Source organism: Micromonospora solifontis, from assembly GCF_003725545.1.
Classification (GTDB): domain Bacteria; phylum Actinomycetota; class Actinomycetes; order Mycobacteriales; family Micromonosporaceae; genus Micromonospora; species Micromonospora solifontis.
Genome location: NZ_RJLN01000047.1, coordinates 11,757 through 35,786, shown reverse-complemented (window position 1 = coordinate 35,786; position 24,030 = coordinate 11,757). Strand labels below are relative to the sequence as shown.

At 75.2% G+C, this 24,030-nt stretch carries 18 protein-coding genes and 2 pseudogenes; 5 read left to right on the top strand and 15 right to left on the bottom strand.

Annotated features, from left to right (window positions below; genetic code table 11):
* Positions 1-121: 121 nt before the first annotated feature.
* Positions 122-2,962, bottom strand: coding sequence for a leucine--tRNA ligase (gene leuS, locus EFE23_RS17235; protein ID WP_123241959.1), 2,841 nt, complete (start codon positions 2,960-2,962; stop codon positions 122-124).
* Between the two features lie 350 nt (positions 2,963-3,312).
* On the opposite strand from leuS, the gene EFE23_RS17230 reads away from it, so the two are divergent.
* Genes EFE23_RS17230 through EFE23_RS17220 form a run of 3 tightly spaced genes read left to right on the top strand, consistent with a single transcriptional unit; the run spans position 3,313 to position 8,150 of the window.
* Complete coding sequence (locus EFE23_RS17230) at positions 3,313-4,365, top strand: AAA family ATPase (protein ID WP_123241958.1); 1,053 nt, start codon at positions 3,313-3,315, stop codon at positions 4,363-4,365.
* Position 4,366: 1 nt separating this feature from the next.
* Positions 4,367-5,665, top strand: a complete 1,299-nt coding sequence (locus EFE23_RS17225) for a DUF58 domain-containing protein (protein WP_123241957.1) — start codon at positions 4,367-4,369, stop codon at positions 5,663-5,665.
* A gap of 16 nt (positions 5,666-5,681) precedes the next feature.
* Positions 5,682-8,150, top strand: a complete 2,469-nt coding sequence (locus EFE23_RS17220; RefSeq protein ID WP_123241956.1) for a transglutaminase TgpA family protein — start codon at positions 5,682-5,684, stop codon at positions 8,148-8,150.
* A 285-nt stretch (positions 8,151-8,435) separates the two neighbouring features.
* Here EFE23_RS17220 and EFE23_RS17215 read toward each other — a convergent pair whose 3' ends face one another.
* The 5 genes from EFE23_RS17215 to EFE23_RS28545 form a co-directional block, all read right to left on the bottom strand.
* Positions 8,436-8,828 carry an SCO2097 family morphological protein gene (locus EFE23_RS17215; protein ID WP_123241955.1) on the bottom strand — a complete coding sequence of 131 codons (393 nt, stop codon included), beginning with the start codon at positions 8,826-8,828 and terminating at the stop codon, positions 8,436-8,438.
* A 115-nt stretch (positions 8,829-8,943) separates the two neighbouring features.
* On the bottom strand, positions 8,944-10,203 hold the full coding sequence (locus EFE23_RS17210) for a DNA polymerase IV (RefSeq protein WP_123241954.1): 1,260 nt from the start codon (positions 10,201-10,203) through the stop codon (positions 8,944-8,946).
* Between the two features lie 38 nt (positions 10,204-10,241).
* A complete protein-coding gene (locus tag EFE23_RS17205; protein ID WP_123241953.1) occupies positions 10,242-11,405 on the bottom strand; it encodes an alkaline phosphatase family protein in 1,164 nt (387 codons plus the stop codon).
* A complete protein-coding gene (locus tag EFE23_RS17200; RefSeq protein ID WP_199737115.1) occupies positions 11,402-12,151 on the bottom strand; it encodes a methyltransferase domain-containing protein in 750 nt (249 codons plus the stop codon). The genes EFE23_RS17205 and EFE23_RS17200 overlap by 4 nt, the downstream gene beginning before the upstream one ends.
* A 14-nt stretch (positions 12,152-12,165) precedes the next feature.
* Positions 12,166-12,342, bottom strand: a complete 177-nt coding sequence (locus EFE23_RS28545; RefSeq protein WP_199737114.1) for a hypothetical protein — start codon at positions 12,340-12,342, stop codon at positions 12,166-12,168.
* 179 nt (positions 12,343-12,521) lie between these two features.
* On the opposite strand from EFE23_RS28545, the gene EFE23_RS17195 reads away from it, so the two are divergent.
* The gene (locus EFE23_RS17195; protein ID WP_158675878.1) at positions 12,522-13,244 is read left to right on the top strand and encodes a sulfite exporter TauE/SafE family protein; all 723 of its coding nucleotides are present in this window, start codon (positions 12,522-12,524) and stop codon (positions 13,242-13,244) included.
* A 42-nt stretch (positions 13,245-13,286) separates the two neighbouring features.
* Here EFE23_RS17195 and EFE23_RS17190 read toward each other — a convergent pair whose 3' ends face one another.
* From EFE23_RS17190 to EFE23_RS29450, 9 genes and pseudogenes are all read right to left on the bottom strand, one after another.
* The gene (locus tag EFE23_RS17190; RefSeq protein WP_123241950.1) at positions 13,287-16,637 is read right to left on the bottom strand and encodes an error-prone DNA polymerase; all 3,351 of its coding nucleotides are present in this window, start codon (positions 16,635-16,637) and stop codon (positions 13,287-13,289) included.
* Entirely contained in the window at positions 16,634-16,891 is a 258-nt protein-coding gene (locus tag EFE23_RS28015) for a hypothetical protein (RefSeq protein WP_148058464.1), read from the bottom strand. Before EFE23_RS28015 ends, EFE23_RS17190 begins: the two co-directional genes overlap by 4 nt.
* Positions 16,884-17,210 (bottom strand): annotated as a pseudogene (locus EFE23_RS29780) (DNA polymerase Y family protein); the annotation flags it as partial. The gene EFE23_RS28015 and the pseudogene EFE23_RS29780, both read right to left, overlap by 8 nt.
* 174 nt (positions 17,211-17,384) lie before the next feature.
* Positions 17,385-18,656: pseudogene (locus EFE23_RS17185) on the bottom strand (DNA polymerase Y family protein); the annotation flags it as partial.
* On the bottom strand, positions 18,653-19,429 hold the full coding sequence (gene imuA' / locus EFE23_RS17180; RefSeq protein WP_123241948.1) for a DnaE2-dependent mutagenesis accessory factor ImuA': 777 nt from the start codon (positions 19,427-19,429) through the stop codon (positions 18,653-18,655). The pseudogene EFE23_RS17185 and the gene imuA', both read right to left, overlap by 4 nt.
* Before the next feature lie 128 nt (positions 19,430-19,557).
* Positions 19,558-20,061 carry an SAV_6107 family HEPN domain-containing protein gene (locus EFE23_RS17175; RefSeq protein WP_123241965.1) on the bottom strand — a complete coding sequence of 168 codons (504 nt, stop codon included), beginning with the start codon at positions 20,059-20,061 and terminating at the stop codon, positions 19,558-19,560.
* 434 nt (positions 20,062-20,495) lie between these two features.
* The gene (locus tag EFE23_RS17170; RefSeq protein WP_233601031.1) at positions 20,496-21,137 is read right to left on the bottom strand and encodes a lysophospholipid acyltransferase family protein; all 642 of its coding nucleotides are present in this window, start codon (positions 21,135-21,137) and stop codon (positions 20,496-20,498) included.
* Between the two features lie 40 nt (positions 21,138-21,177).
* Positions 21,178-21,813, bottom strand: coding sequence for a DJ-1/PfpI family protein (locus EFE23_RS17165; RefSeq protein ID WP_123241946.1), 636 nt, complete (start codon positions 21,811-21,813; stop codon positions 21,178-21,180).
* Positions 21,814-21,823: 10 nt separating this feature from the next.
* Positions 21,824-22,414 (bottom strand): TetR/AcrR family transcriptional regulator, encoded by a 591-nt coding sequence (locus tag EFE23_RS29450; RefSeq protein ID WP_305034573.1) that lies wholly within the window; start codon positions 22,412-22,414, stop codon positions 21,824-21,826.
* A 204-nt stretch (positions 22,415-22,618) separates the two neighbouring features.
* Here EFE23_RS29450 and EFE23_RS17155 point away from each other — a divergent pair, with 204 nt between their 5' ends.
* A complete protein-coding gene (locus tag EFE23_RS17155) occupies positions 22,619-24,016 on the top strand; it encodes a ferredoxin reductase family protein (protein WP_233601030.1) in 1,398 nt (465 codons plus the stop codon).
* Positions 24,017-24,030 lie beyond the last annotated feature (14 nt).

Sequence of the window (24,030 nt, the reverse complement as noted above, 5' to 3'; positions counted from 1 at the left end):
GGGCTCACAACACCAAAGAAGTCACGACGTCCAGCCGGCCGGCCGCCCCACATTTTCACCCATCCAGGACGGCCCACCGGCCAGCCCGATTTCCGGGAAACTGCGCGACGGAACGGGACGGTCAGGCGACGACCGAGACCATCCGGCCCTTCACCACGATGACCTTGCGGGGCTCCTTGCCGCCCAGCGCACCGGCCACCGCCGCCAGCGCCGCCGACCGGACGTCGTCCTCGGACGCGTCGGCGGCCACCTCGACCCGGCCCCGCACCTTGCCGTTGACCTGCACCGGATAGGTGACGGTCTCGGCGACCAGCAGCGCCGGGTCGGCCGTCGGGAAGTCCGCGTACGCCAGCGAGGCGGAGTGGCCCAGCCGGGCCCACAGCTCCTCGGCGATGTGCGGGGCGAACGGGGCCAGCATCAGCACCAGCGGCTCGGCCACCTCGCGCGGGGTCTCGGGCAGCCGGGTCAGCGCGTTGGTCAGCTCGATCAGCTTGGCGATCGCGGTGTTGAACCGGATCGCCTCCATGTCGCCGCGGACCCCATCGATGACCTTGTGCAGCAGCCGCCGGGTCGCCTCGTCGGCCGGCGCGTCGGTGACCCGTACCGCGCCGGTCTGCTCGTCGACCACGGCCCGCCAGACCCGCTGCAGAAAGCGGTACGAGCCGACCACCGCCCGGGTCTCCCACGGGCGGGACACCTCCAGCGGACCCATCGACATCTCGTACACCCGGAAGGTGTCCGCGCCGTACGCCGCGCTCATCTCGTCCGGGGTGACGACGTTCTTCAGGGACTTGCCCATCTTGCCGTACTCGCGCGTGACCTCGGTCTCGCCGTGGAAGTACCGGCCGTCGACCTCGACGACCTCCTCGGCCGGCACGTAGGCGCCGCGCGGGTCGGTGAACGCGTACGCCTGGATGTAGCCCTGGTTGAACAGCCGGCGGAACGGCTCGAACGACGAGACGTGGCCCAGGTCGTACAGCACCTTGTGCCAGAAGCGGGCGTACAGCAGGTGCAGCACGGCGTGCTCGGCGCCGCCGACGTACAGGTCGGTGCCCCCGCAGTCGCCAGCGAAGCGCGGCCCCATCCAGTACGCCTCGTTCTCCGGGTCGGCGAAGCGCGTGGAGTTGGTCGGGTCCAGGTAGCGCAGCTCGTACCAGCAGGAGCCGGCCCACTGCGGCATCACGTTGGTCTCCCGGGTGTAGCGCTTCGGCCCGTCGCCCAGGTCCAGCTCCACCTCCACCCAGTCGCGGCGCCGGGACAGCGGGGTCTCCGGGTTGCTCTGCGCGTCCTCCGGGTCGAACGTCTTCGGCGAGAAGTCGTCCACCTCGGGCAGCTCGACCGGCAGCATCGACTCGGGCAGCGCGATCGGCGCACCGGTCTCGTCGTACACGATCGGGAACGGCTCGCCCCAGTAGCGCTGCCGGGAGAACAGCCAGTCCCGCAGCCGCCAGGTGACCGCGCCGGCGCCGTGCCCGTTGGCCTCCAGCCACTCGATGATCCGCGCCTTGGCGTCGGCCACCCCCAGGCCGTTCAGGTCCAGGCCGCGGTCGGGCGCGGCGCTGTTGATCGCCGGGCCGTCCCCGGTGTACGCCTTGCCGTCGAAGCCGGCCGGCGGCTGCACGGTACGCACGATCGGCAGGTCGAAGACCTCGGCGAAGTCCCAGTCCCGCTCGTCCTGGGCGGGCACCGCCATGATCGCGCCGGTGCCGTAGCCGGCCAGCACGTAGTCGGCGATGAAGATCGGGATTCGGCCACCGGTGACCGGGTTGGTGGCGTACGAGCCGACGAAGACGCCGGTCTTCTCCCTGCTCTCCGCCTGCCGCTCCACGTCCGTCTTGGCCGCGGCCGCCTTCCGGTACGCCTCGACGGCGGCCCGCGGGCTGGCGTGCCCGCCGGTCCAGGCGTCCCTCGTCCCCGCCGGCCAGGCGGCCGGCACCAGCACGTCGACCAGCTCGTGCTCGGGGGCCAGCACCAGGTAGGTGGCGCCGAAGACGGTGTCCGGTCGGGTCGTGAACACCCGCATCGGGGCGGCGTCGGTCGGGAAGTCGATGTGCGCGCCGGTGGACTTCCCGATCCAGTTGCGCTGCATCAGCTTGATCGGCTCGGGCCAGTCCAGACTGTCCAGGTCCGCCAGCAGCCGGTCCCCGTACGCGGTGATCCGCATCATCCACTGCTTCAGGTTCCGCTTGAAGACCGGGAAGTTGCCCCGCTCGGAGCGGCCGTCGGCGGTGACCTCCTCGTTCGCCACCACGGTGCCCAGCCCCGGGCACCAGTTGACCGGCGCCTCCGACACGTACGCCAGCCGGTGGTCGTCGACGATCTTCCGCCGCTCGCCCACGGTCAGCTCGGCCCACGGCCGGCCGTCCGGGGTGGGCCGGACGCCCCCCTCGAACTCGGCGATCAGCTCGGCGACCGGCCGGGCCTTCCGCGCCTCCGGGTCGTACCAGGAGTTGAAGATCTGCAGGAAGATCCACTGGGTCCAGCGGTAGAAGTCGGTGTCGATGGTGGCCACCGAGCGCCGCTCGTCGTGGGCCAGCCCCAGCCGGCGCAGCTGCGCCTTGAACCGCTCGATGTTCGCCTCGGTGGTGGTCCGCGGGTGGGTGCCGGTCTGCACCGCGTACTGCTCGGCGGGCAGGCCGAACGCGTCGAAGCCCATCGTGTGCAGCACGTTGCGCCCGGCCATCCGCTGGTAGCGGGCGTAGCAGTCGGTGCCGATGTAGCCCAGCGGGTGGCCGACGTGCAGGCCCGCACCCGAGGGGTACGGGAACATGTCCAGCACGTACAGCTTCTCGGCGCCCGCCCGCGGGTGGCCCGGGTCGGCCAGCGGGCCGGTCGGGTTCGGCGCGTGGAAGGTGCCCTGCCGCTGCCAGGTGTCCTGCCAGCGCTGCTCGATCTCGTCGGCCAGGGCCGAGGTGTACCGGAACGGGGGGATGTCGGTCGCCGGTGCGGCTGCCTCACTCATGGCGTCTCCTCGGCGCGGGTCAGGTCGGGTATGGGGAGGTCTGCTGCGGACACAAAAAAGCCCCTCGCGCAGGAGGGGCGGCCGTGCTGTCGCGCGTTCAGCGCATCAGCACGGCTCGGTAAGAAGCAGGAAGGCTCCGGCCATGCCGGCAGTGTACCCCGTCCCCCGGTCCGGCGAATATTCCGGGCGTAACCGACCGACCGCCTGCGGGGGTCGGCGACAACGAGAAACATGGTTAGCCTGAGAGACCAGTGAGATTTCTGCGGCAGACGAGGCTCGGCGTCGCGAACCCAACGGCGGGTCCAGGTGCTCTATACAGAGCTGCCGTCCAGGCGACGAGGAGGAGGCCCGTGACACAACAGACCTGGGACGAGGTGGGCGGTCTGCTGCCGCACGACGAGTTCCGCGCCGCCAGCGAGGCCATCGTGGCCAACATCGAGCAGGTCATCGAGGGCAAGACGGCCACGGTCCGGCTCGCCCTGGCCGTCCTGCTCGCCGAGGGTCACCTGCTGATCGAGGATGTACCCGGCGTCGGCAAGACCAAACTCGCCAAGGCCCTCGCGCGCTCGATCGACTGCTCGGTCCGCCGCATCCAGTTCACCCCCGACCTGCTGCCCAGCGACGTCACCGGGGTCAGCGTCTACAACCAGGAGACGCACGACTTCGAGTTCCGGCCGGGTGCGGTCTTCGCCAACCTGGTGGTCGGCGACGAGATCAACCGGGCCTCGCCGAAGACCCAGTCGGCGCTGCTGGAGTGCATGGAGGAGCGGCAGGTCACCGTCGACGGGGTGACCTACCAGCTGCAGACCCCGTTCATGGTGATCGCGACCCAGAACCCGATCGAGATGGAGGGGACGTACCCGCTGCCGGAGGCGCAGCGCGACCGGTTCACCGCCCGGATCGCGATGGGCTACCCGGACGCCGGCGCCGAGCTGGCCATGCTGGACGGGCACGGAGCCGCCGACCCGCTGCACGAGCTGCGTCCGGTCTCCGACGCGACCACCGTCCGCCGGCTCATCGGCCACGTCCGCCAGGTGCACGTCGCCGACGCGGTCAAGCAGTACGCGATCGACCTGGTCACCGCCACCCGGGAAGCGCCCGACCTGCGGCTCGGCGCGTCCCCGCGAGCCACCCTCCAGCTGCTGCGCACCGCCCGCGCGGTGGCCGCCCTGGAGGGCCGGGACTACGTCCTCCCGGACGACCTGCAGACGCTCGCGGTGCCGGTGCTGGCGCACCGGATCATCCCGACCGCCGACGCCCAGCTCGCCCGCCGCACCACCGACGCGATCGTCGCCGAGCTGGTGCACCGGCTGCCGCTGCCGCACGACCGCAAGCGCTCGCCGTACGACACCCGGCCCGCCCCGGGCAACGGGCGCGGACCGTACGAGCCGCGGAGGCCGTGAGGTGCGCGACGGGCTGCGCGGGCTGACCACCCGGGGCCGCTCCTTCCTGGCGGCCGCGGTCGCCGCCGCGATCTCCGCGGCGATCCTCGGCGAGAAGGACCTGCTGCGGGTGGCGGTCCTGCTCGCCATCCTGCCGCTGCTCGCGGCGGCCTACGTCGGGCGCAGCCGCTACAAGCTCGCCTGCAACCGGTCGCTCGAACCGCACCGGGTGCCGGTGGGCGCCAGCTCCCGGGTGGTGCTGCGGCTGCAGAACCTGTCCCGCCTGCCCACCGGCACCCTGCTGCTGGAGGACCGGCTGCCGTACGCGCTGGGCAGCCGGCCGCGGGTGGTGCTGGAGCGGCTCGGCGCGCACCAGGCCAGCTCGGTGGCGTACACCGTCCGGGCCGACGTGCGCGGCCGGTACGAGGTGGGTCCGCTGGTGATCCGGCTGACCGACCCGTTCGGGCTGTGCGAGCTGAGCCGGGCCTTCCCCAGCACCGACCACCTCACCGTGATCCCGCAGGTCACCCCGCTGCCGTCGGTCCGCCTCCCCGGTGAGTACGCGGGCAGCGGCGACAGCCGGGCCCGTTCGGTGGCGGTGCACGGCGAGGACGACGCCGCCACCCGGGAGTACCGGATGGGCGACGACCTGCGCCGGGTGCACTGGAAGTCGACCGCCCGCACCGGGGAGCTGATGGTGCGCCGGGAGGAGCAGCCCTGGGAGAGCCGGGCCACGGTCCTGCTGGACACCCGGGCGTACGGCCACCGGGGCGACGGCCCGACCGCGAGCTTCGAGTGGGCGGTCTCGGCCGCCGCGAGCATCGCCGTGCACCTGCGGCAGGCCGGCTACAAGCTGCGCCTGGTCACCGGCGACGGGGCGGACGTGGACGCCACCGAGGCGGGCGGCGAGGGCCTGCTCCTCGACCACCTCGCCCAGGTGCACCTGGACAAGCGCGGTGACATCACCTCGCTGGTGCAGCAGGTCCGGCAGCGGGCCGACGGTGGCCTGATCATCGCGCTGTTCGGCGCGCTGAACACCGCCGAGGCCGAACTGCTGGCCGGGCTGCGCGGCAACGGCGCCACCTGTGTGGGCTTCCTGCTGGACAGCACCACCTGGCTCAACCTTCCGGCGAAGGCCCGGGCCGAGGCGGAGCACGCCCACGCCGCCGCCGCGCTCGCGCTGCTGCAGAGCGGCTGGCGGGTGATCGGGGTGGAGCACGGCAACCGGCTGCCGGTGCTCTGGCCGCAGGCGGGCCGCGGCTCGCAGGGCTTCGCGCTGCGCGCGGCCATGGCCGAGACGGTCGCCGGAGGCATGCGATGACCGGAAGGGTGGACCCGTGACCGCGCACCGCAACCTCGGTTTCGTCGCCGCGGCGGCGACCCTGCTGGCCGCGGCACCGCTGTCGGCGATCTTCCAGCGCTGGACCTGGCTGATCGAGGCGGCCATCGTGGTCGCGGTGGTGGCCGGCGCCGCCGCGCTCAGCCGGCTCGTCCGCGCGCCCCTGTGGGGCCAGGTCCTCGCCATGCTGGCCGGCCTCACGCTCGGCCTGACCTGGATCTTCCCCGGCGGCGCCGAGCTGCTGGCGTTCGTGCCGACCCCGGCGACCTTCGCCCATTTCGCCGAGCTGCTCGGCGACTCCGTGCAGGACATGCGCTCGTACGGGGTGGAGGTTCCGGACGTCGACTCGCTGCTCTTCCTCACCGTGCTCGGCATCGGTGGCGTGGCGGTGGTGGTGGACGTGCTGACCGTCGGGCTGCGTCGCCCGGCGCTGGCCGGCCTGCCCATGCTGGCGATCTACTCGGTGCCGGTGGCGGTCTACGTGGACAGCGTCCCGGCCACCCCGTTCGTGGTGGGCGCCGCCGGCTACCTGTGGCTGCTGGTCACCGACAACGTGGACCGGGTCCGCCGGTTCGGTCGCCGGTTCACCGGCGAGGGCCGCGATGTGGACGTCTGGGAGGCGTCGCCGCTGGCCGCGGCGGGCCGCCGGCTGGCCGTGGTCGGGGTGGCTGTCGCCGTGGCGGTGCCACTGGCCGTGCCCGGGATGACCGGTGGGCTGATGAACACGGTCGCCAACGGCACCGGCGACGGCACCGGCCGGCCGGGGCAGGGCGGCAGCCCGGGACGGATCGACCTGTTCGCCGCGCTCAGCGGCCAGCTCAGCCAGTCCGAGGTGACCGAGCTGGTCAAGGTGACCACCAACGAGCCGGCGCCGTTCTACCTGCGGTTCGGGGTGGCCGACGAGCTGCGTCCGGACGGCTTCCGGGTCCGCGTCCCCAACGGACGGTCGGTCACCCGGAACCTGCCTGATCCGACCGAGCGCGGCGGGCGGGGCATCGAGCAGCGGCGCTACCGGGCCACCGTCGAGGTGACCAAGAACCTCAACATGCCGCTGCTGCCGGTCTACGCCGAGCCGGTGAAGACCGAGGACCTCAGCGGCAGCTGGTTCTACGACCCGAACCTGCAGATCATCTTCTCCAACCGGGAGAACTCCCGGGGCAAGCGCTACGCGTTCGACTACGTCCGCTCGACGTACAGCCCCGCGGTGCTGCGCGCGGCGCCGTCCCTGCCCGCCGACGACCCGGTGCTGCGCGGGCAGACCGTCACGCCGTCGGTGCAGGCGGTCGACAAGCTGGTCGCCCAGCTGGTCAAGGACCGGCAGAACGACTACGACAAGGTCCGGGCGATCTACAACTACTTCTCGGTGGAGAACGGCTTCACGTACTCGCTCTCCACCAAGGGGGGCACCAGCGGCGACGACATCACCGACTTCCTGGCCACCAAGGTCGGCTTCTGCCAGCAGTACGCCGCCGCGCTGGCCTGGCTGGTCCGGGCCGCCGGCATCCCGGCCCGGGTGGCGTTCGGCTTCACCAACGGCAGCAACTCCGACGGTGACACCTACGTGCTCACCAACCGGAACCTGCACGCCTGGACCGAGGTCTACTTCGGCGGGATCGGCTGGGTGCCGTTCGACGCCACCCCGGCGGCGGCCATCCCGGGCTCGGTCCACTCGGCCTGGGCGCCGGACACCAACGCCGTGGAGGACACCCCGTCGGCGCCGGGGGTGGGTCCCACCGGGGGTGCGACCGACCCGTCCACCGGCCCGAACCAGCGGGACCCCCACGAGAAGGACCCGGACCAGGGCCTGAACGTCGGCGCGGGCGGCCCGAACCAGCAGTCGCCGGTCTGGCCGTGGTGGCTCGGCGGCGCGCTCGCGCTGCTGGCGCTGCTCGCGGTGCCCGCGGTACGCCGGTCGGCGCTGCGGCGGCGCCGGCGGGCCCGGGCGGTCACGCCGGCGGCCACCGTGCTCGGCGCCGTGCCCGGTCCCCGGGGCGGCACCCGGGAGGTCACGGTCGGGGTGGACGCCGAGCGGGCCCGGGCCGACGCCCACGCGGCCTGGGACGAGCTGCTCGACACGCTGGTGGACTACGAGGTGCGCGTCGACCGGACGGAGACCCCCCGCGCCACCGCGGAGCGGCTGGCCCGGGAGAGCCTCGCCGAGGACACCGGGGCGGTGACCGGGGTGCGGCTGCTCGGCCGGGCGGAGGAGCGGGCCCGGTACGCGCGGGACCCCCTCACCGGCGAGGCGCTGCACCCGGCCCTGCGGGCGGTACGCAGCACGCTGGCCGCCCGGGCCGACCGGCGTACCCGGATCATGGCGACCGTGCTGCCGCCGTCGGTGCTGCTGCGCTGGCGGACCGCGGTGGCGGACCGGTCCACCCGGCTGGTCACCACCACCGGGCGGCTGCGCGACCGGCTGCTGCGCTGGAATCCGCGTCGCCTCCTGGCGGGCCGTCCGGCCCGGTGATCCTCCGCCCGTCCGTCGGCGCTCCCCCGCCGGCGGACGGGCGGACCCGCGCCCTCGGTGGGTGTTCCAGGGCCCCCGTCGAGGCGGCGACGCTCTGGGGGCTGCGCACAAAATCAGGGAAGTAGTGGTTCCCGGCAGGTGCCGATGCCACTACTTCCCGGATCGAGCATGATCTTGGCGGGCCGTCGACTGGACGGGCACCGCGAAGGGTCGGGGCGCGGTGGGGGGTACCCGAAACACGACCGGCGGGCGCGCGCGACCGGCGCGGTCAGGGGCGGGGCGCGGTCAGCGGTGCCCCTCGGGGCGCTGCCGCCAGCGGTCCTCCATCCGGTCGAGGAAGGAACCCCGCCGGCTGCTCCGGCCGCGGGTCCGACGGCTGGTCGTGCCACCCACCACGTGCAGGTCGGGCGACTGGGAGCGGCGGTGCGACTGCACCGCGTAGCCCAGTGAGGCCAGCATGACGACGAAGCCCGCCACGGCCACCGGGGTCGTTTTGATCACGGCACCGTAGATCAGCAGGGCCAGACCAACGATGACCACGCCGGCAGCGACGAGCACGCGACGCCGCGCGTGGAAACGCGGGTCGCTGGCGCGCACGGCCGAGGCGAATTTGGGGTCCTCGGCAAGCGACCGCTCGATCTGCTCGAACAGCCGCTGCTCGTGCTCCGAGAGCGGCACGGCACTCCTCCCCGGTCAGGTGGGTCGACCCGGGCGGGCCGACAGACCGTGGCAGCCAACCGGCTGCTTGCCGTCAAGTCTACGAGGGGGCTCGCGCGTCGGAAAGCGGGACGACCTACGGCCGGGGTGGTTTTTCGACTCGCCGGGGATCACGCTTCCCGAGAAGGCTGGCCGGACCTATGACGGAACGCCCGAATCGGGCGGCCGCCGCGTCCGCCGCCGCCTCCGCCTCCCGCCAGCCGCGCTCCGGCTCGCCGAGGGTGAGCTGACGCGGCGTCTCCTGCGCGGCGGCCAGCCCCTCCATGCGTACGCCGACCAGGCGCACCGGCTCACCGGGGGCCAGCACGGTCCAGAGGGCCCAGGACGTGTCGAACATCTCCCGTGCGGTGTCGGTGGGCACGGCGAGGGTGCGCGACCGGTTGACGGTGCGGAAGTCGGCCAGCCGGACCTTGAGCGACACGGTCCGCCCCACCTGCCCGGCGGCACGCAGCCGGGCGCCGACCTTCTCGGCGAGGGCCAGCAGGGCCCGGCGGATCTCCGCCGGGTCGGTCACGTCGGCGTCGAAGGTCACCTCCGCGCCGATCGACTTCTCCACCTGCTCCGGGGAGACCCGGCGCGGGTCCCGCCCCCAGGACAGCTCGTGCAGGTGGGCCGCGGCGGCCTCGCCGACGGCCCGGCGGAGCAGGCCGAGCGGCGCCTCGGCCAGGGCGCCGACGGTGTGCAGGCCGAGCCGGCGCAACGCCTCGGCGGAACGCTCCCCCACCCCCCAGAGCGCGTCGACCGGCAGCGGGTGCAGGAACTCGAGCACCCGGGCGGCGGGCACCACCAGCAGGCCGTCCGGCTTGGCCCGGGTCGAGCCGAGCTTGGCCACGAACTTGCTCGGCCCCACCCCGACCGAGCAGGTCAGCTGCTGTTCCTCGGCGACCCGGCGGCGGATCAGCCGGGCGATCCGCGCGGGCGGGCCGAACAGCTTCCGGGCACCGGCCACGTCGAGGAACGCCTCGTCCAGCGACAGCGGCTCGACCAGCGGGGTGACGTCCCGGAAGATCCGCATGACCGCCCGGGACGCCGCGGAATACTGGCTGAAGTCGGGCGGCAGGTAGACCGCGTCCGGGCAGAGCGCCCGCGCCCGGGCGGTGGGCATGGCGCTGCGGACGCCGTAGCGGCGGGCCTCGTAGCTCGCCGAGCTGACCACCCCGCGGGGCCCGATCCCACCCACCACCACCGGCCTGCCGCGCAGCTCGGGACGGCGGCGCACCTCGACCGAGGCGAAGAAGGCGTCCATGTCGACGTGCAGGATCGGGCAGCCGGTGTCGTCGGCGTCCGGCCCGAAGCGCGGATCACCGCCCCGGGGCAACGACTGGCTGCGGCCCATGCCCGCAGGCTAGCCGCCGGGTCCGACACGCCGGCCGGTCAGCCCCGCACCACCAGCAGCGGGATGATCATCTCGGCGGCGGTGTCGGCGCCGTGGTACGCCACCAGCCGCGACACCACGGGCTTCTCCGACCGGGTGGCCACCACGGCGTACGTGCCCCGGCAGATCACCACCACGTCGCCGATCCGGCCCAGGTGCTCCTCGGGCACCGGCCCGAACCAGCCGGTGGCCACCGCCTCCTCGCGGGTGCCCACCCGGGCCGCGTCGCCCAGCACCGCCGACCAGGCGGCCACCACGTCGGCCGTGGCGCCGGGCTCGACATGCAGGTAGCGGACCCGGGGCTCGCCGGCGACCACCCGGACGCCGGCCCGCAGCCGGGGATCGGTGTCCAGGTCGATCCGGTGCCCGTCGGGCACGTTGAGCTGGCCGTGATCGGCGGTGACCAGCAGCGCGGCGTCCGGCGGCAGCCCGTCGACCAGCCGGGCGAGCAGCCGGTCGACGTCGGCGGCGGCGAGCCGCCACGGCACCGAGTCGACGCCGCTGACGTGCCCCCGCTGGTCCAGGTCGGGGTGGTAGCCGGAGACCAGGGCCGGCCCGGCGCCGGCCGCGAGGGCGGTGAGCATCCGCGCGGCGAGGGCGTCCACGCCGGACGCGCCCCGGTAGTCGCCGCCCCGGTTGGCGGCGAGGGTGAGGCCGCTGCCGGCGTACTCGGGGCGGCTGACCACGGTCACCGCGACCCCGGCGGCGCGGGCCCGCTCGTACCAGGTGGGGACGGGCTGCCAGCGCAGCGGCTCCGGGTCGCCGCCCCACTCGATGTGGCTGAGCACCCGGTCGGTCCCGGGGACCCGGACGGTGAAGCCGAGCACCCCGTGCGCGCCGGAGGCGGCCCCGGTGCCGAGGCTGACCAGGCTGGTCGGGGTCGTCGACGGGAAGCCGGCGGTGAGCGGGACACCGGCCGCGGCGGTCAGCCCGGCCAGCGTCGGGGCGTACGGCGCGGCGGTCGGGATCTGGTACCAGCCGAGGCCGTCGACCAGCAGCACGGCGAGCCGGCGTACCCCGGCCAACCGGGGGGCCAGGCCGAGCAGGTCGACCGCGCCGGGCACGCCGAGCAGCGCGCAGGCGCTGGGCAGCACGTCGGCGAGGCTGCCGCCGCCGTAGCGGGGCGCGACCGGGTCGAGCGGACCCACCGCCGGGCCGGTCATGCCGGGCGGCGGGCGAACAGGTGCAGCTGGGCGGCGAGGTCCCGGTACGGCGGCCGGGCGGCCAGGGCCCGTTCCAACTCGACGAGGGCGGCCGGCTGGCCGTCGGCCACGGCGGCGGGGAGCAGGTCGGCCAGCACGCGTACCCCGTGGATCTCCTCGACGGCGAGCCCGGCGGCGGTGAGCAGCGCGGCGACGCCCTCGGCGTCGTACCGCCGGCGCAGCGTGTCGCGCGGGCCGGCGCTGCCGTCCGGATCGGCGGCCAGCGCGGCGGCGACGTCGAGGTGGCCGTTCATCGCCCGGGTGAGCACGGCGGCGGCCCGGCCGGCGACCAGGACGCTGGCCGCGCCGCCGGGGCGCAGGGCGGCGACCAGCGCGGCCACCACCGGGGCCGGGTCGTCGACCACCTCCAGCACCGAGTGGCAGAGGACCAGGTCCACGGTGGCCGGCTCGACCAGCCCGGCGAGCGCGTCCCCGTCGCCCTGCACCGCGCGTACCCGGTCGGCGACGCCGGCCTCGGCGGCCCGGCGGGTCAACGCGGCGAGCGCGTCGGGGCTGGCGTCGACCACCGTGACCCGGTGGCCGGCCTCGGCGAGCGGGACGGCGAAGCCGCCGGTCCCGCCGCCGACGTCGAGCACGGTGAGCTGCGTGCCGGCCCGCCGATCCAGCTCGGCGCGGAGCACCGACCAGATCACGGCGGTACGGGGGGTCAGGGTTCGGGTCTGCTCCACCCCGCCGAGCCTAGTCACCCGCGCCGGTGGGGTCAGGACTCGCCGCCCCCGGCGGGGTCCTCCTCGGCGTGGGAGCGGCGGGGGTTGGCGACCGGTCCGTCGGTCACCGGGTACTCGTGCGCCTCGGTGTCGTGCGCCGGGACCCAGTCCACACCGAGTCGGGTCCGTCGGGCGTTCGCGACGCCACCGTGGGTGTTGCTCCCCGTCATCGTTCTCCACCTTTCCCTCGTGGGCCGCTCTGCCCACGCCGGCGGACCGTATCTCCGACCCGCCTCCCGGTGAAACGGGGATGTGGCCGACGCCATGCCCGCCGGGGAGCCGGTGTGGCGAAGATCTCCGCGCCGTGGGCCTGTTGCCCGGGCGCCCCGGACCGGATCAGGCTGACCGCGTGGTCGTCGTCCTGCTCACCGCCTTCGGCATCGTGCTGCTCGGCACCGTCGCGCAGGCGGTCAGCGGCTTCGGGTACGCGCTGGTGACCGTCCCGCTGCTGGCCGCCGCGGTGGATCCGCGCAGCGCCGTGGTGGTGTCCGCCCTGACCGGCATCGGGTCGACCCTGATCACGGCGGTACGCGAGCGCGCCTTCGCCCGCTGGCGGGTGGCGCTGGCCGTCACCGCGACCGCCCTGCTCGGGCTGCCGGCCGGCCTGCTGGTGCTCGCGTACGCCCCGGAGCGGCTGCTCAGCGCGGTGATCGCGGGAGTGGTGCTCGGCTGCGTCGCGCTGGTCTGGTCGGACGCCCGGATCCGTACCGGCCGGGTCGGGCTCGGTGCGATCGGCGTGCTGGTGGGCGCGCTCACCGCCGCCACCGGCACCAACGGGCCGCCGCTGGTCGCCGCCTTCCACTCGCTCGGCTACGACCCGCGCACCTTCCGGGCCACCATCGCGGCCACCTTCGCCGGCACCGGCCTGATGGGGCTGGCCGGGTTCGCCGCCACCGGCCAACTGCACGCCGACGTGCTCCGCACGGCCCTGGTCGCGCTGCCCGCCGTGCCGCTGGGCTGGTGGCTGGGCAACCGGCTGTTCCACCGGCTCGATCCGGTGCTGTTCCGGCGGCTCGTGCTGGTCGGGCTGCTCGGCAGCGCCGGCGTGGCGCTGGCCGGCCTGGCCGGTTGACGCCGGGCGCCGCTCGTCGGCCCCGGGCCGGGGTGGCGGCGGTCAGCGGAAGTCGCGGGACGCCGGGGTGACCGGCGGGTCGATCGCGTCCAGCCGGTCGGCGACCAGGTTGGTGACCCCCTCGTGCCGCTGCAACCGGCCCCGCACCACCAGGGCCGCGCTGGTCCGGGCCACCCGCCGGTGGCGCTGCCACAGCCCCGGCGAGCAGGTGACGTTGAGCATCCCGGTCTCGTCCTCGAGGTTGAGGAAGGTGACCCCGCCCGCGGTCGCCGGCCGCTGCCGGTGGGTGACGATCCCGCCGACCCGGATCCGCTGCCCGGGCTCCACCCGACCGAGCCGGGCGATCGGCACCGCGCCCAGGGCGTCCAGCCGGTCGCGGATGAACCGGGCCGGGTGGCTCTCCGGGGACAGGCCGGTGGCCCAGACGTCGGCGACCAGGCGGTCCACCGCCTCCATCCCGGGCAGGGTCGGCGGGGCCGTGCCGGTCACCGTGCCGGGCAGCCGGCCCGGCCGGTCCTGGGCCGCCGCGCCGGCGGCCCAGAGGGCCTGCCGCCGGGTCAGCCCGAAGCAGGCGAAGGCGTCCGCGGTGGCCAGCGCCTCCAGCTGCGCGGCGGTCAGGCCGACCCGGCGGGCCAGGTCCGGCATGTCCCGGTACGGCCCGTGGGCCGTGCGCTCCGCCTCGATCCGCTCGGCCACGTCGTCGCCGAGGGTACGTACGCTGCCCAGCCCGAGCCGGACCGCCGGGCCGCCCAGCCCCCAGGCGTGCGGCGGCTCGCCGGGCTGGCTGCCCCACCGGGTCTCCGGGGTGGACTCCAGCACCGCCTTGGCGCCGCTGGCGTTGATGTCCGGGCGGCGCACCTCGACGCCGTGCCGGCGGGCGTCGTCGACCAGGGTCTGCGGCGAGTAGAAGCCCATCGGCTGGGCGTTCAGCAGGGCGGCCAGGAACGGGCCGGGGTGGTAGCGCTTCAGCCAGGAGCTGGCGTACACCAGGTAGGCGAAGCTCATCGCGTGGCTCTCCGGGAAGCCGTAGCTGGCGAAGGCGGTCAGCTTGCGGTAGACGTCGTCGGCCAGCTCCCCCGTGATGCCCCGCTCGGCCATGCCGGCGTACAGCCGGTCGGCGATCTGCGCCATCCGCTCCACCGAGCGCTTCGCCCCCATCGCCCGGCGCAGCTGGTCGGCCCCGGCCGCGTCGAACCCGGCCAGGTCGATGGCGAGCTGCATGAGCTGCTCCTGGAACAGCGGCACGCCGAGGGTCTTCTCCAGCGCGTTACGCATCAGCGGGTGGGCGAAGGTCACCGGCTCCTGGCCGTTCTTGCGCCGGATGTACGGGTGCACCGAGCCGCCCTGGATCGGGCCGGGACGGATCAGCGCCACCTCCACCACCAGGTCGTAGAACTCCCGGGGCTTGAGCCGGGGCAGGGTGGCCATCTGGGCCCGGCTCTCCACCTGGAACACCCCGACCGAGTCGGCCCGGCAGAGCATGTCGTAGACCTCGGGATCGTCCAGGGTCATGTCGCCCAGGTCGAGGCTCATCCCGATCATGTCGTAGCCGTAGTGCAGGGCCGACAGCATGCCGAGGCCGAGCAGGTCGAACTTGACCAGGCCGACGGCGGCGCAGTCGTCCTTGTCCCACTGCAGCACGCTGCGGCCCGGCATCCGCCCCCACTCCACCGGGCAGACCTCGATCACCGGCCGGTCGCAGATCACCATGCCGCCGGAGTGGATGCCCAGGTGCCGGGGGAAGGTCTGCAGTTCGTTCGCGTACGCGACGACCTCCTCCGGGATGTCCTCGACGTCGACCGCGGCGACCGAGCCCCACCGGTCGATCTGCTTGCTCCAGGCGTCCTGCTGCCCGGGCGAGAAGCCGAACGCCTTGGCCACGTCCCGCACCGCCGACCGCGGCCGGTACGAGATGACGTTGGCGACCTGGGCGGTGTGCTCCCGGCCGTAGCGGGCGTAGACGTGCTGGATCACCTCCTCCCGGCGGTCGGACTCGATGTCCACGTCGATGTCGGGCGGGCCGTCGCGCTCCGGGGCGAGGAAGCGCTCGAAGAGCAGCCGGTGCCGGACCGCGTCCACGTTGGTGATCCGCAGCGCGTAGCAGACCGCCGAGTTGGCCGCCGAGCCCCGGCCCTGGCAGTAGATGTCCTGCTCCCGGCAGAACGTGACGATGTCGTAGACCACCAGGAAGTAGCCGGGGAAGCCCAGCTCGTCGATCATCCGCAGCTCGTGCTCCAGCTGCGCGTACGCCTCGGGGTGCGCCTCGGGCGGCCCGTACCGCTCGTGGGCGCCGGCCAGGGTGAGGTGGCGCAGCCAGCTCATCTCGGTGTGCCCGGGCGGCACCGGGTACGCCGGCAGCCGCGGCGCGACCAGTTGCAGGTCGAAGGCGAGTTCCGCGCCGAACTCGGCGGCCCGGGCCACCGCCCCCGGGTACGCGGCGAACCGCGCCGCCATCTCCGCGCCGCTGCGCAGGTGGGCGGTGGCGGCGGCGGGCAGCCAGCCGTCGATCTCGTCCAGGCTGCGCCGGGCCCGGACCGCGGCCAGGGTGGTGGCCAGCCGGCGCCGCCCCGGGGAGGCGTAGTGCACGTTGTTGGTGGCCACCGTGGGCAGCCCGGCCGCGGCGGCCAGCTCGGCCAGCGCGTCGTTGCGATCGGCGTCGACCGGGTGCCCGTGGTCGGTCAGCTCCACCGCCACCGTCTCGGCGCCGAAGAGCGCGGTGAGCCGGTCCAGCTCCCGGGCGGCCGCGTCGACCCCCTCGGTGAGCAGGGCGGCGGGCACGTGCCCCTTGCGGCAGCCGGTGAGGACCAGCACGTGGTCGCGCAGCTCGGCGGCGACCTCCTCCAGCTCCCCGTAGACCGGGCGGCCCTTCTCGCCGCCGCGCAGCTGGGCCCGGGAGATGGTGGCGGCGAGGCGGGCGTACCCCTCGTGACCGTGGGCGAGCACCAGCAGGTGCCGGCCGAGCGGGTCGGGCTCGCCGTTCTGCGGGCCGGGCAGCCCGAGGGACAGTTCCGCGCCGAAGACGGTCGGCAGGTGCAGCGCGCGGGCCGCCTCGGCGAAGCGCACCACCCCGTAGAAGCCGTCGTGGTCGGTGACGGCGAGCGCGGTGAGCCCGAGCCGGGCGGCCTCCTCGGCCAGTTCCTCGGGGTGGCTGGCGCCGTCGAGGAAGCTGAAGTTGGAGTGCGCGTGCAGCTCCGCGTAGGGGACGCTGCCGTCCGGACGGTCCAGCTCCGGCGGGCGGTATTCCTGGCGCTTGCGGCTCCACGCCGGGGAGTCCCCGCCGTCGGCGTCGACCGCGAGGGGGTCCACCACGTGCAGGTGCCGCTCACCCTTCACCCGCCCCGAGAGCACCTGCTCCAGCTTCGACCAGGGCAGCTTCGGGTTGTGGAAACTCACCGCCCCACCCCGCGCCGGTCCGTGCCCGGCGCGGGGACCGGGCGGCGGATGACCTGGAGTCGCCTGCAAACTTGATGACGCGGATGAATCGCCGTGCCGGCGGTGACGGTGACGGTGCCGGTGGTGGTGGTCGTGACGGCGGTCGTGATCCGGTGGGGCGATCCGTTCGCGTCATCAAGTTCGTAGGCGGTGACAGGTGGACGCCGGCGCAGCGCGCCGACGCGCCGCTCGGCCGGAGCACGCCACTCAGTCATAGATCGCCTCCACCAGCCACTGGCCGCCCTCGACCGCGAGCAGCAGGGCGGCGCCGTCGGCCAGGCAGACCTGGAACCGGGCCCGACGGCGCGCCTCGGCCGGCGCCCACCAGCGCTCGTCCACCGGCCACGGACCGGCCCAGCCGACGATCTCGGCCGGCCGGCCAGCGCCGACGACCAGCCGCGCGGGCGCGGCGCTCACCGCCAGCCGGGCGCTGACCACGACCGGCTCCCCGGCGGCGTCGTGCACGGTGGCGAGGAGCGGGGTGGGCAGCACCACGGCCGGCGCGGGCGGCGGCAGCCGCCCCGGCCACGGCGGGACCGCCGCCCCGCCGGACCGCGCCGCCCCACCGGACCGCGCCGCCGGTGATCCACTCGCGGTGCGGCGAGTCGGGTCTTCCGGGGCCGGGGATGGCACGGTTCGCGCCCGTCCTGAGTGGATCGAGGGCCGGCCGCCGGGTCCAGTCGGCCCCGAGCCGTCCGGCAGGGCAGACTCACCCGTCGAGGTCGGGCCGGCCGGCAGGGGCGGCGGGCCGGGGCGGGTGGGCCGGCGTTCGTCGCCCCACGGGACCAGGCGTACCTGGTCGGCCGGGGAACGCCCGCCGCCGAGCACAGCGGTCACCACCGCCTCGGGGCCGAGGATGCCCTGCACCCGGCTCAACGCGCGGTGCGCCCGCTCCCGCTCCTCGCCGGTCTCGCCCCACAGCCCGGGTTGCAGGCCGGCCTGGGCGAGCATCCCGTCCGGCACCAGCCGCAGCCGGATGATCCCGGCGGTGGGGCGGGTCGGGCGCGCACCACCCCGGCCGTTGCTGCCCGAGAGCCAGCCGTCCAGCTGCCAGCGGACCCGGTCGGCGATGGCCGCGGCGGTGAGCAGGCCGTCGTGCCGCCAGACCCGGTGCAGTTCCTGGCCGTGCGCGGTGACCGCCTCGATGCCGAGCCGGGTGCAGGCCAGCCCGTGCCCGGCGAGCCGCTCGTGCAGCTGCTCGGCCAGCATCCGGGCCGCGAACGCCGCCGCGTCGACCCGGTCGAGTGGCTCGTCGTAGTCGGCGGTGACGGTCAGGTCGGCCGGCGGCTGCCGGACCGCGAGCGGCCGGTGGTCCCGGCCCGCGGCCAGGCGGTGGGCCAGCGCCCCGTCGAACCCGAACCGGGCCAGCACGTCACCGGCGGGGAGGGCGGCGAAGTCGCCGAGGGTGCGTACCCCCAACCGGCGCAGCAGGTCGGTCAGGGCGGGCCGGCCGAGCGCCTCGACGGGCAACCCGGCCAGGAAGTCGGGACTCCCGCCGGGCGGCACGATCCGCCCGTCCCGGGCGGCCAGCCCGGCGGCGAAGACCCCGTCGGCGATGCCGACCTGGCTCTCCACCGCGCAGGCCTGGGCGACGTGCTCGACGATCCGCTCGGCCGCCGCCTCCTCGCCGCCGAGGTAACGGCTCGGCCCCCGGGCGGCCAGTGCGCAGGACCCGGGCCGGAGCACCTCCACCCCGGCGGCCACCTCCTCGACGGCGGCCACCACCGGCTCGAACGCCCGGGCGTCCCGGCCGGGATCGTGGTCGACGACGGTGAGCTGCGGGCAGCGCCCCTGCGCCTCCCGGCGGCGCAGCCCGCGGCGGACGCCCTCGGCGCGGGCCCGCTCGGAGCAGGCGACCACCCGGTTGGCGTGCAGCACCACCACCGGATCGGTGGCCGGCACCCCGTCGACGATCTCGGCGGCGAGGACCGGCCAGTCCGGGCACCAGAGCAGCAGGGTCCGCACCGGCGAGCCGGTCATGCCGGCCCGACCACGGTGAGGGAGCGGGGAGCCGGGCCGGCCGCGGGCGCCACCACCCGGAACCGCCGGGGCGGAGCGGCGGGCGCGGCGACACCGGTCCCGGCCGCCCGGGGGATGACCCGGGTCAGCTCGTCGCCGGGCAGCCAGACCTTGATCTCCTTGGGGCGGGCGGCGGCACCCCGCCCGCGCGCCGAGACGGTCACCTCCCGGCGGCGCAGCCGGCCCCGGCCCGCCCCGAGCCCCTCCCAGACCCCGCGGACCACCTGGAGCGTGACGTCCGCGCCGTCCCACCGGCCGTACGGGACGAGCACGCTGCCGCGTTGCCGGGCCCGGGCGGCCAGCCGGTTGGCGACGGAGGCGGAGACCGTGGCCGGCACGGCGGTGACCACCACGTCCACCCCGTCGATGAGCGCGGCGACGACGGTGGGCCACTCAGGGCCGGGATGCGGCACCAGGGCGAGCCGGTCCAGGGCTATCCCGGCCTCGGCCGCCGCGCCCGCCCCGAAGGTGGGGACCCCGACCACGGCGCACCACGAGCCGGCCCGGGACGCCTCGGCGAGCAGGGCGAGGATCAGTGAGGTCCCGCCACTGCGCCGGGGCTGTCCGACGCCGACCGCGACGGTGCTGCCACGCCGCAGCCCGCGGTGGGGCAGCAACCCGGTCAACTCGCGCCGGACGGGCAGCACCCAGTGCCCGCCCGCCGGGTCCGGCGCGCTCGCCGGGCGTACCAGCTCGGCCAGTGCGGCGGAACCGACCACCATGCGGCCCGCCATCGGACCTACCCCCCGTCGTGTTCGCCACGGGTACCGCCCGTGGGTGGTGCTGTCATCGGAAGTGCGTGACGCGCCGGACGGCGCCCGGCCACCGCTGGGTCCCGCCGGTGGTGGCCGGACGCCGCGACTCAGGCGGCGGCGGCTCCGGGTCGCGGCGCGGCGTCGGACACGCCGAGCCGGAGGGACCCGGGCAGGCCGTCGAGCACCGGCTGGTGGGCCAGGCCGAGCGCGGTCTCGACCACGGCCACGAACTGCTCGGCGGCGCGGAGCAGGTCGTCGGCCTCCCGGGCGGTGACCACCCGGGGGATGCCGGCCTCGGCGGCGGCGCGCTTGCTCGCCCCGGCGGCGAAGTAGCTCGCCCACTCGTCGAGCTCGGGGGCGATGCCGGAGAGCAGCACCCAGACGCTGGTGATCCGGTTGCGCCGGGTGGGCGCGGGGCGGGCGCGGGCGGCGAGCAGGGCGGCGGCGGCGCGCAGCGCGGCGAGGTGGGCGGCGGCGTACCGGAGGCCGTCGGGACGGGTGCGGGCGGCCTCGGCCAGCCCGTGGCGGGCCACCACGAGCAGTTGGGCGGGGGTGCGGTGCGGCAGCACGTGCGCGGGCACCGTGGGCGCCTGGGCCGGACTGGTCGGCATGGTCATCTCCTCCGCGTGGGCCGGGGCGGGCGGGCCGCACGACGGATCGGATCCGCCGGTGGGACGCCCGGAGCGGGTGGTGCGGAGGAAGACGCACCGGGTGGGGGCCGGCCGGGTGTGGACGCTTCCCCACACCACACCCGGCCGGCGTACCGGCGGGTTCGTCGCCCGCCGCCCGGGGGTCGTGGGCGGCGGGCGACGATCCTGCCTGACGGGCCCGGACTCGCGACTGTCCGGTGCCCGGTGCGGTCCGCGGAACCGCACCTCCCGGGAGCCGGCGCCGCGAAACACCTCTCCCGGGCGTTGGAACGAGCGTACGACTGAATCGAACACTCGTTCTAACTACCCCGACAGTACACCTCCCCTCCGACGAAAACGCAACGTGTGACGCGCCGGAGAACCGGGAGCCCTCTCGACTGATCGGGGGCCACCCGTCACAGGGCCGCGGCGGAGAGCTCGTTGTAGCCTTCGGCCAACTCCTGACCGGACAGCTCCCGGATCGCCGCCATGATCTCGTCCGTGACCGCGCGCCGGGCCTGGCCGGCGCTGCCCGGCGGCGGCGCGAACCGCATCGGGGTGCCGAAGCGTACGGTGATCCGGCCGAGCCGGGGCAGTCGCGCGCCGACGGGCTGGATCCGGTCGGTGCCGAGGAGCGCGACGGGGACGACCGGCGCGCCGGAGGCGAGCGCCAGCCAGGCCACCCCGGTACGCCCGCGGTAGAGCCGCCCGTCCCGGGAGCGGCTGCCCTCCGGATGGATGCCGAACGCCTGCCCGGCGGCGAGGATGCCGAGGGCGACCTCCAGGGACTCCCGGGCGGCCCGGTGGCCACCCCGCGGCACCGGAACGGCGTCGATGCCGGTGAGGCAGGTCCGGGTCAGCCAGCCCGCGAACCCGGGGCGCCGGAAATACTCGGCCTTGGCGAGAAAGGCCACCGGCCGGGGCGCCACCAGCGGGATCACGAAGCTGTCGAGGACGGAGAGGTGGTTGGCGGCCAGGATCACCGGCCCCTGTGGCGGCACGTTCCCACTGCCTTCGATGACCGGCTGGTAGACCAGCCGGGCGAGCGGAGCGGCCACCCTCCGCACGATGGCTTGCAACAGCACGGCGCCCCCGATGTCAGTAGAGGATGGCATCGCGCCGGGCCCGCAGCCCGGCGACGATCTCGGCGGGCGCCTGGTCAGGCGAACCAGCCTGGTAGGGCGGACTGGGCGCGTACTCGTGCGCGAGCTGGATGGCCTGCGCCACGGCGTCGCCGGCGATCCGCCCGGCGAGGGTGAACGCCATGTCCAGACCGGCCGAGACGCCGGCCGCCGTGACGTACTTACCGTCGATCACCACGCGCTCGGCCACCGGTACGGCGCCGAGCGGGCCGAGCTGGTCGACCGCCAGCCAGTGGCTGGTGGCACGCCGCCCGGTGAGCAGGCCGGCACCGGCGAGCAGCAGGGATCCGCTGCACACCGAGGTGGTCCAGGTGCTGTGCCGGTCGGCCGTACGCAGCCAGCGCCGCACCGGCCCGTCGGCCATCCGGGCGTGCCAACCGGGGCCGCCGGGCACGACGACGACGTCCGGTCGGGGTGCGTCGGCGAGGGTGGCGGTGGCGGTCAGGTGCAGGCTGCCCACCTCGTTGACGACCGGCCCCGCCCGTTCCGCGACGAAAATCGTCTCCGCGCCGGGCAGGTGGGACAGCACGTCATAGGGGCCTACCGCGTCGAGCGCGGTGAATCGGTCGTAGAGCAGGATGGCGATCTGCATGTGCTCCCCCTCAGGGCCGCCCGGGCCCGAGGTGGGCCTCCAGCGCGGCACGCAACAACGGCTCCACCTCGTCGACGCCGGTCACCAGTTGCAGGCTGCCCCACAGCCGGAGCTGCGCCAGGCCGTGCAGGCTCGCCCAGAGCGCCCCGGCGACCACGACGGCGGGCGGCGCGCCGGACGTGGCGGGCCGGGCGCGGGCGACCAGATCGACGAGGATCTCGAACAGCGGCACGCTGGCCTCCCGCAGGCCCAGCTGGTTCCCCCGGAGCAGGTCGTGCCGGAACATCAGCTCGAACATGCCCCGGTTGTCGCGCGCGAAGTCCAGGTACCGCCGGCCCAGCGCGAGCAGCAGGGCGTACGGGTCGTGGCGGCCGTCGCCGATCAGCTCGGCCACCTGGCGACCGAGGTCCCGGTAGCCCTCCAGGGCGATGGCGGCCAGCAGCGCGCGATGGGTGGGGAAGTGCCGCCGCGGCGCGCCGTGCGAGACCCCGGCCCGGCGGGCGATCTCCCGCAGGGAGAGGGCTTCGGCCCCGTCCCGCGCCACCAGGTCGACACCCGCGGCGACCAGGCGGGCCCGGAGCCCGGCATCCGAGTGATCCACGGCAACCTGTCTACCAGGGTGCGTAGACATTGTCTACGCACCGGTCGGCCGTCCCGCCCCCGGCCGGCCCGGCGGCGCGCCGCCGGGACACGCCGGAAGAAGGTTCGGATTCTCAGCCGGGGCACAGCATCGGCAAAGGGAAGACCGAGTTCCCCGGCCCAGGGTGGACGTCATGAACGTCAGCCGTACCGAGAAGAGCCGCCGGTGACCGCCGCCGTGGCCGACCGGCGGACCGGGCGCCGTGCCCTGCCGGCGGTCCCCACCTGGTGGGCCGACGTCGCCGGCAGCCTCGCGCTGCTCAGCCTGCTGGTCGTCACCGCCCTCTGGACCGCCGACCGCGGCGTGCAGGAACTGCTGGGCGGCGCGGCCACCGGGCTCACCTCGCTCGGTCGGCTCGCCGGCCTGGTCAGCGCCGACCTGATGCTCATCCAGGTGGTGCTGATGGCCCGGGTGCCGCTGATCGAGCGGAGCTTCGGCCAGGACCGGATCGCCCGCTGGCACCGGCTCGCCGGTTTCACCTCGTTCAACCTCCTCCTCGGCCACGTGGCGCTGACCGTCCTCGGGTACGCCGGCACCGCCCGGCAGGGCGTGCTGGCCGAGACCTGGGACCTGGTCGTCACGTACCCGGGGATGCTGCTGGCCACCGCGGCGCTGGCCCTGCTGGTGCTGGTGGTGCTGACCTCGCTCCGCGCCGCGCGCCGCCGGCTGCGCTACGAGTCCTGGCACCTGCTGCACCTGTACGCGTACCTGGGCATCGCGCTGGCGCTGCCGCACCAGCTCTGGACCGGCGCCGACTTCCTCGCCTCGCCGGTGGCCCGCGCCTACTGGTGGACCGGCTACCTGCTGGCGCTGGCCAGCGTGCTGGTCTGGCGACTGGGGCTGCCCGCCTGGCGGTCGGCGCGACACCGGATCGAGGTGGCCGCGGTGGTCGCCGAGGCGCCCGGGGTGACCTCGGTCTGGCTGCGCGGGCGGCACCTGCACCGGCTGCCGGTCCGGGCCGGGCAGTTCCTGCTCTGGCGGTTCCTGGACGGCCCCGGCTGGTCCCGGGCGCACCCGTACTCGCTGTCCGCGCCGCCGAACGGGGACCTGATGCGGATCACCGTCAAGGACCTCGGCGACGACAGCTCCCGGGTGGCCACCCTGCGCCCCGGCACCAGGGTGCTGGTCGAGGGGCCGTACGGGCGGTTGACCGGCCAGCACTGGCGGGGCGGCGGGATCACCATGCTGGCCTGCGGGGTCGGGATCACCCCGCTGCTGGCGCTGCTCTGGGAACTGCCGTACGCCCCCGGTGAGGCGGTGCTGCTCTACCGCGCGCGTACCGGAGCGGACCTGGCCTTCCGGGCGGAGCTGGACCGGCTCGCCGCGGACCGCGGACTGGTCGTGCACTACCTGGTCGGCCCCCGGGCGGCGCGGCCGGGCTGGCTGCCGGCGTACGCCGAGGGGATGCCCGACGCGGAGGCCCTGCATCGGCTCTCCCCCGGCATCGCCGCCCACGACGTCTTCCTCTGCGGGCCGGACGGCTGGGTCGACGCCGCCCGTGCCGCGACCCGCGCGGCCGGGGTCCCCGACGCGCACGTCCACCACGAACGTTTCGCCTGGTGACAGGCGCGAAGGGA

Bases quoted from the DNA above. Each gene is read 5' to 3' on its own strand.
- leuS (WP_123241959.1), bottom strand. From the start codon at position 2,962: ATGAGTGAGGCAGCCGCACCGGCGACCGACATCCCCCCGTTCCGGTAC.
- EFE23_RS17210 (WP_123241954.1), bottom strand. From the start codon at position 10,203: ATGGGCCGCAGCCAGTCGTTGCCCCGGGGCGGTGATCCGCGCTTCGGG.
- EFE23_RS17205 (WP_123241953.1), bottom strand. From the start codon at position 11,405: ATGACCGGCCCGGCGGTGGGTCCGCTCGACCCGGTCGCGCCCCGCTAC.
- EFE23_RS28545 (WP_199737114.1), bottom strand. From the start codon at position 12,342: ATGACGGGGAGCAACACCCACGGTGGCGTCGCGAACGCCCGACGGACC.
- EFE23_RS28015 (WP_148058464.1), bottom strand. From the start codon at position 16,891: ATGACTGAGTGGCGTGCTCCGGCCGAGCGGCGCGTCGGCGCGCTGCGC.
- imuA' (WP_123241948.1), bottom strand. From the start codon at position 19,429: ATGGCGGGCCGCATGGTGGTCGGTTCCGCCGCACTGGCCGAGCTGGTA.
- EFE23_RS17175 (WP_123241965.1), bottom strand. From the start codon at position 20,061: ATGCCGACCAGTCCGGCCCAGGCGCCCACGGTGCCCGCGCACGTGCTG.
- EFE23_RS17165 (WP_123241946.1), bottom strand. From the start codon at position 21,813: ATGCAGATCGCCATCCTGCTCTACGACCGATTCACCGCGCTCGACGCG.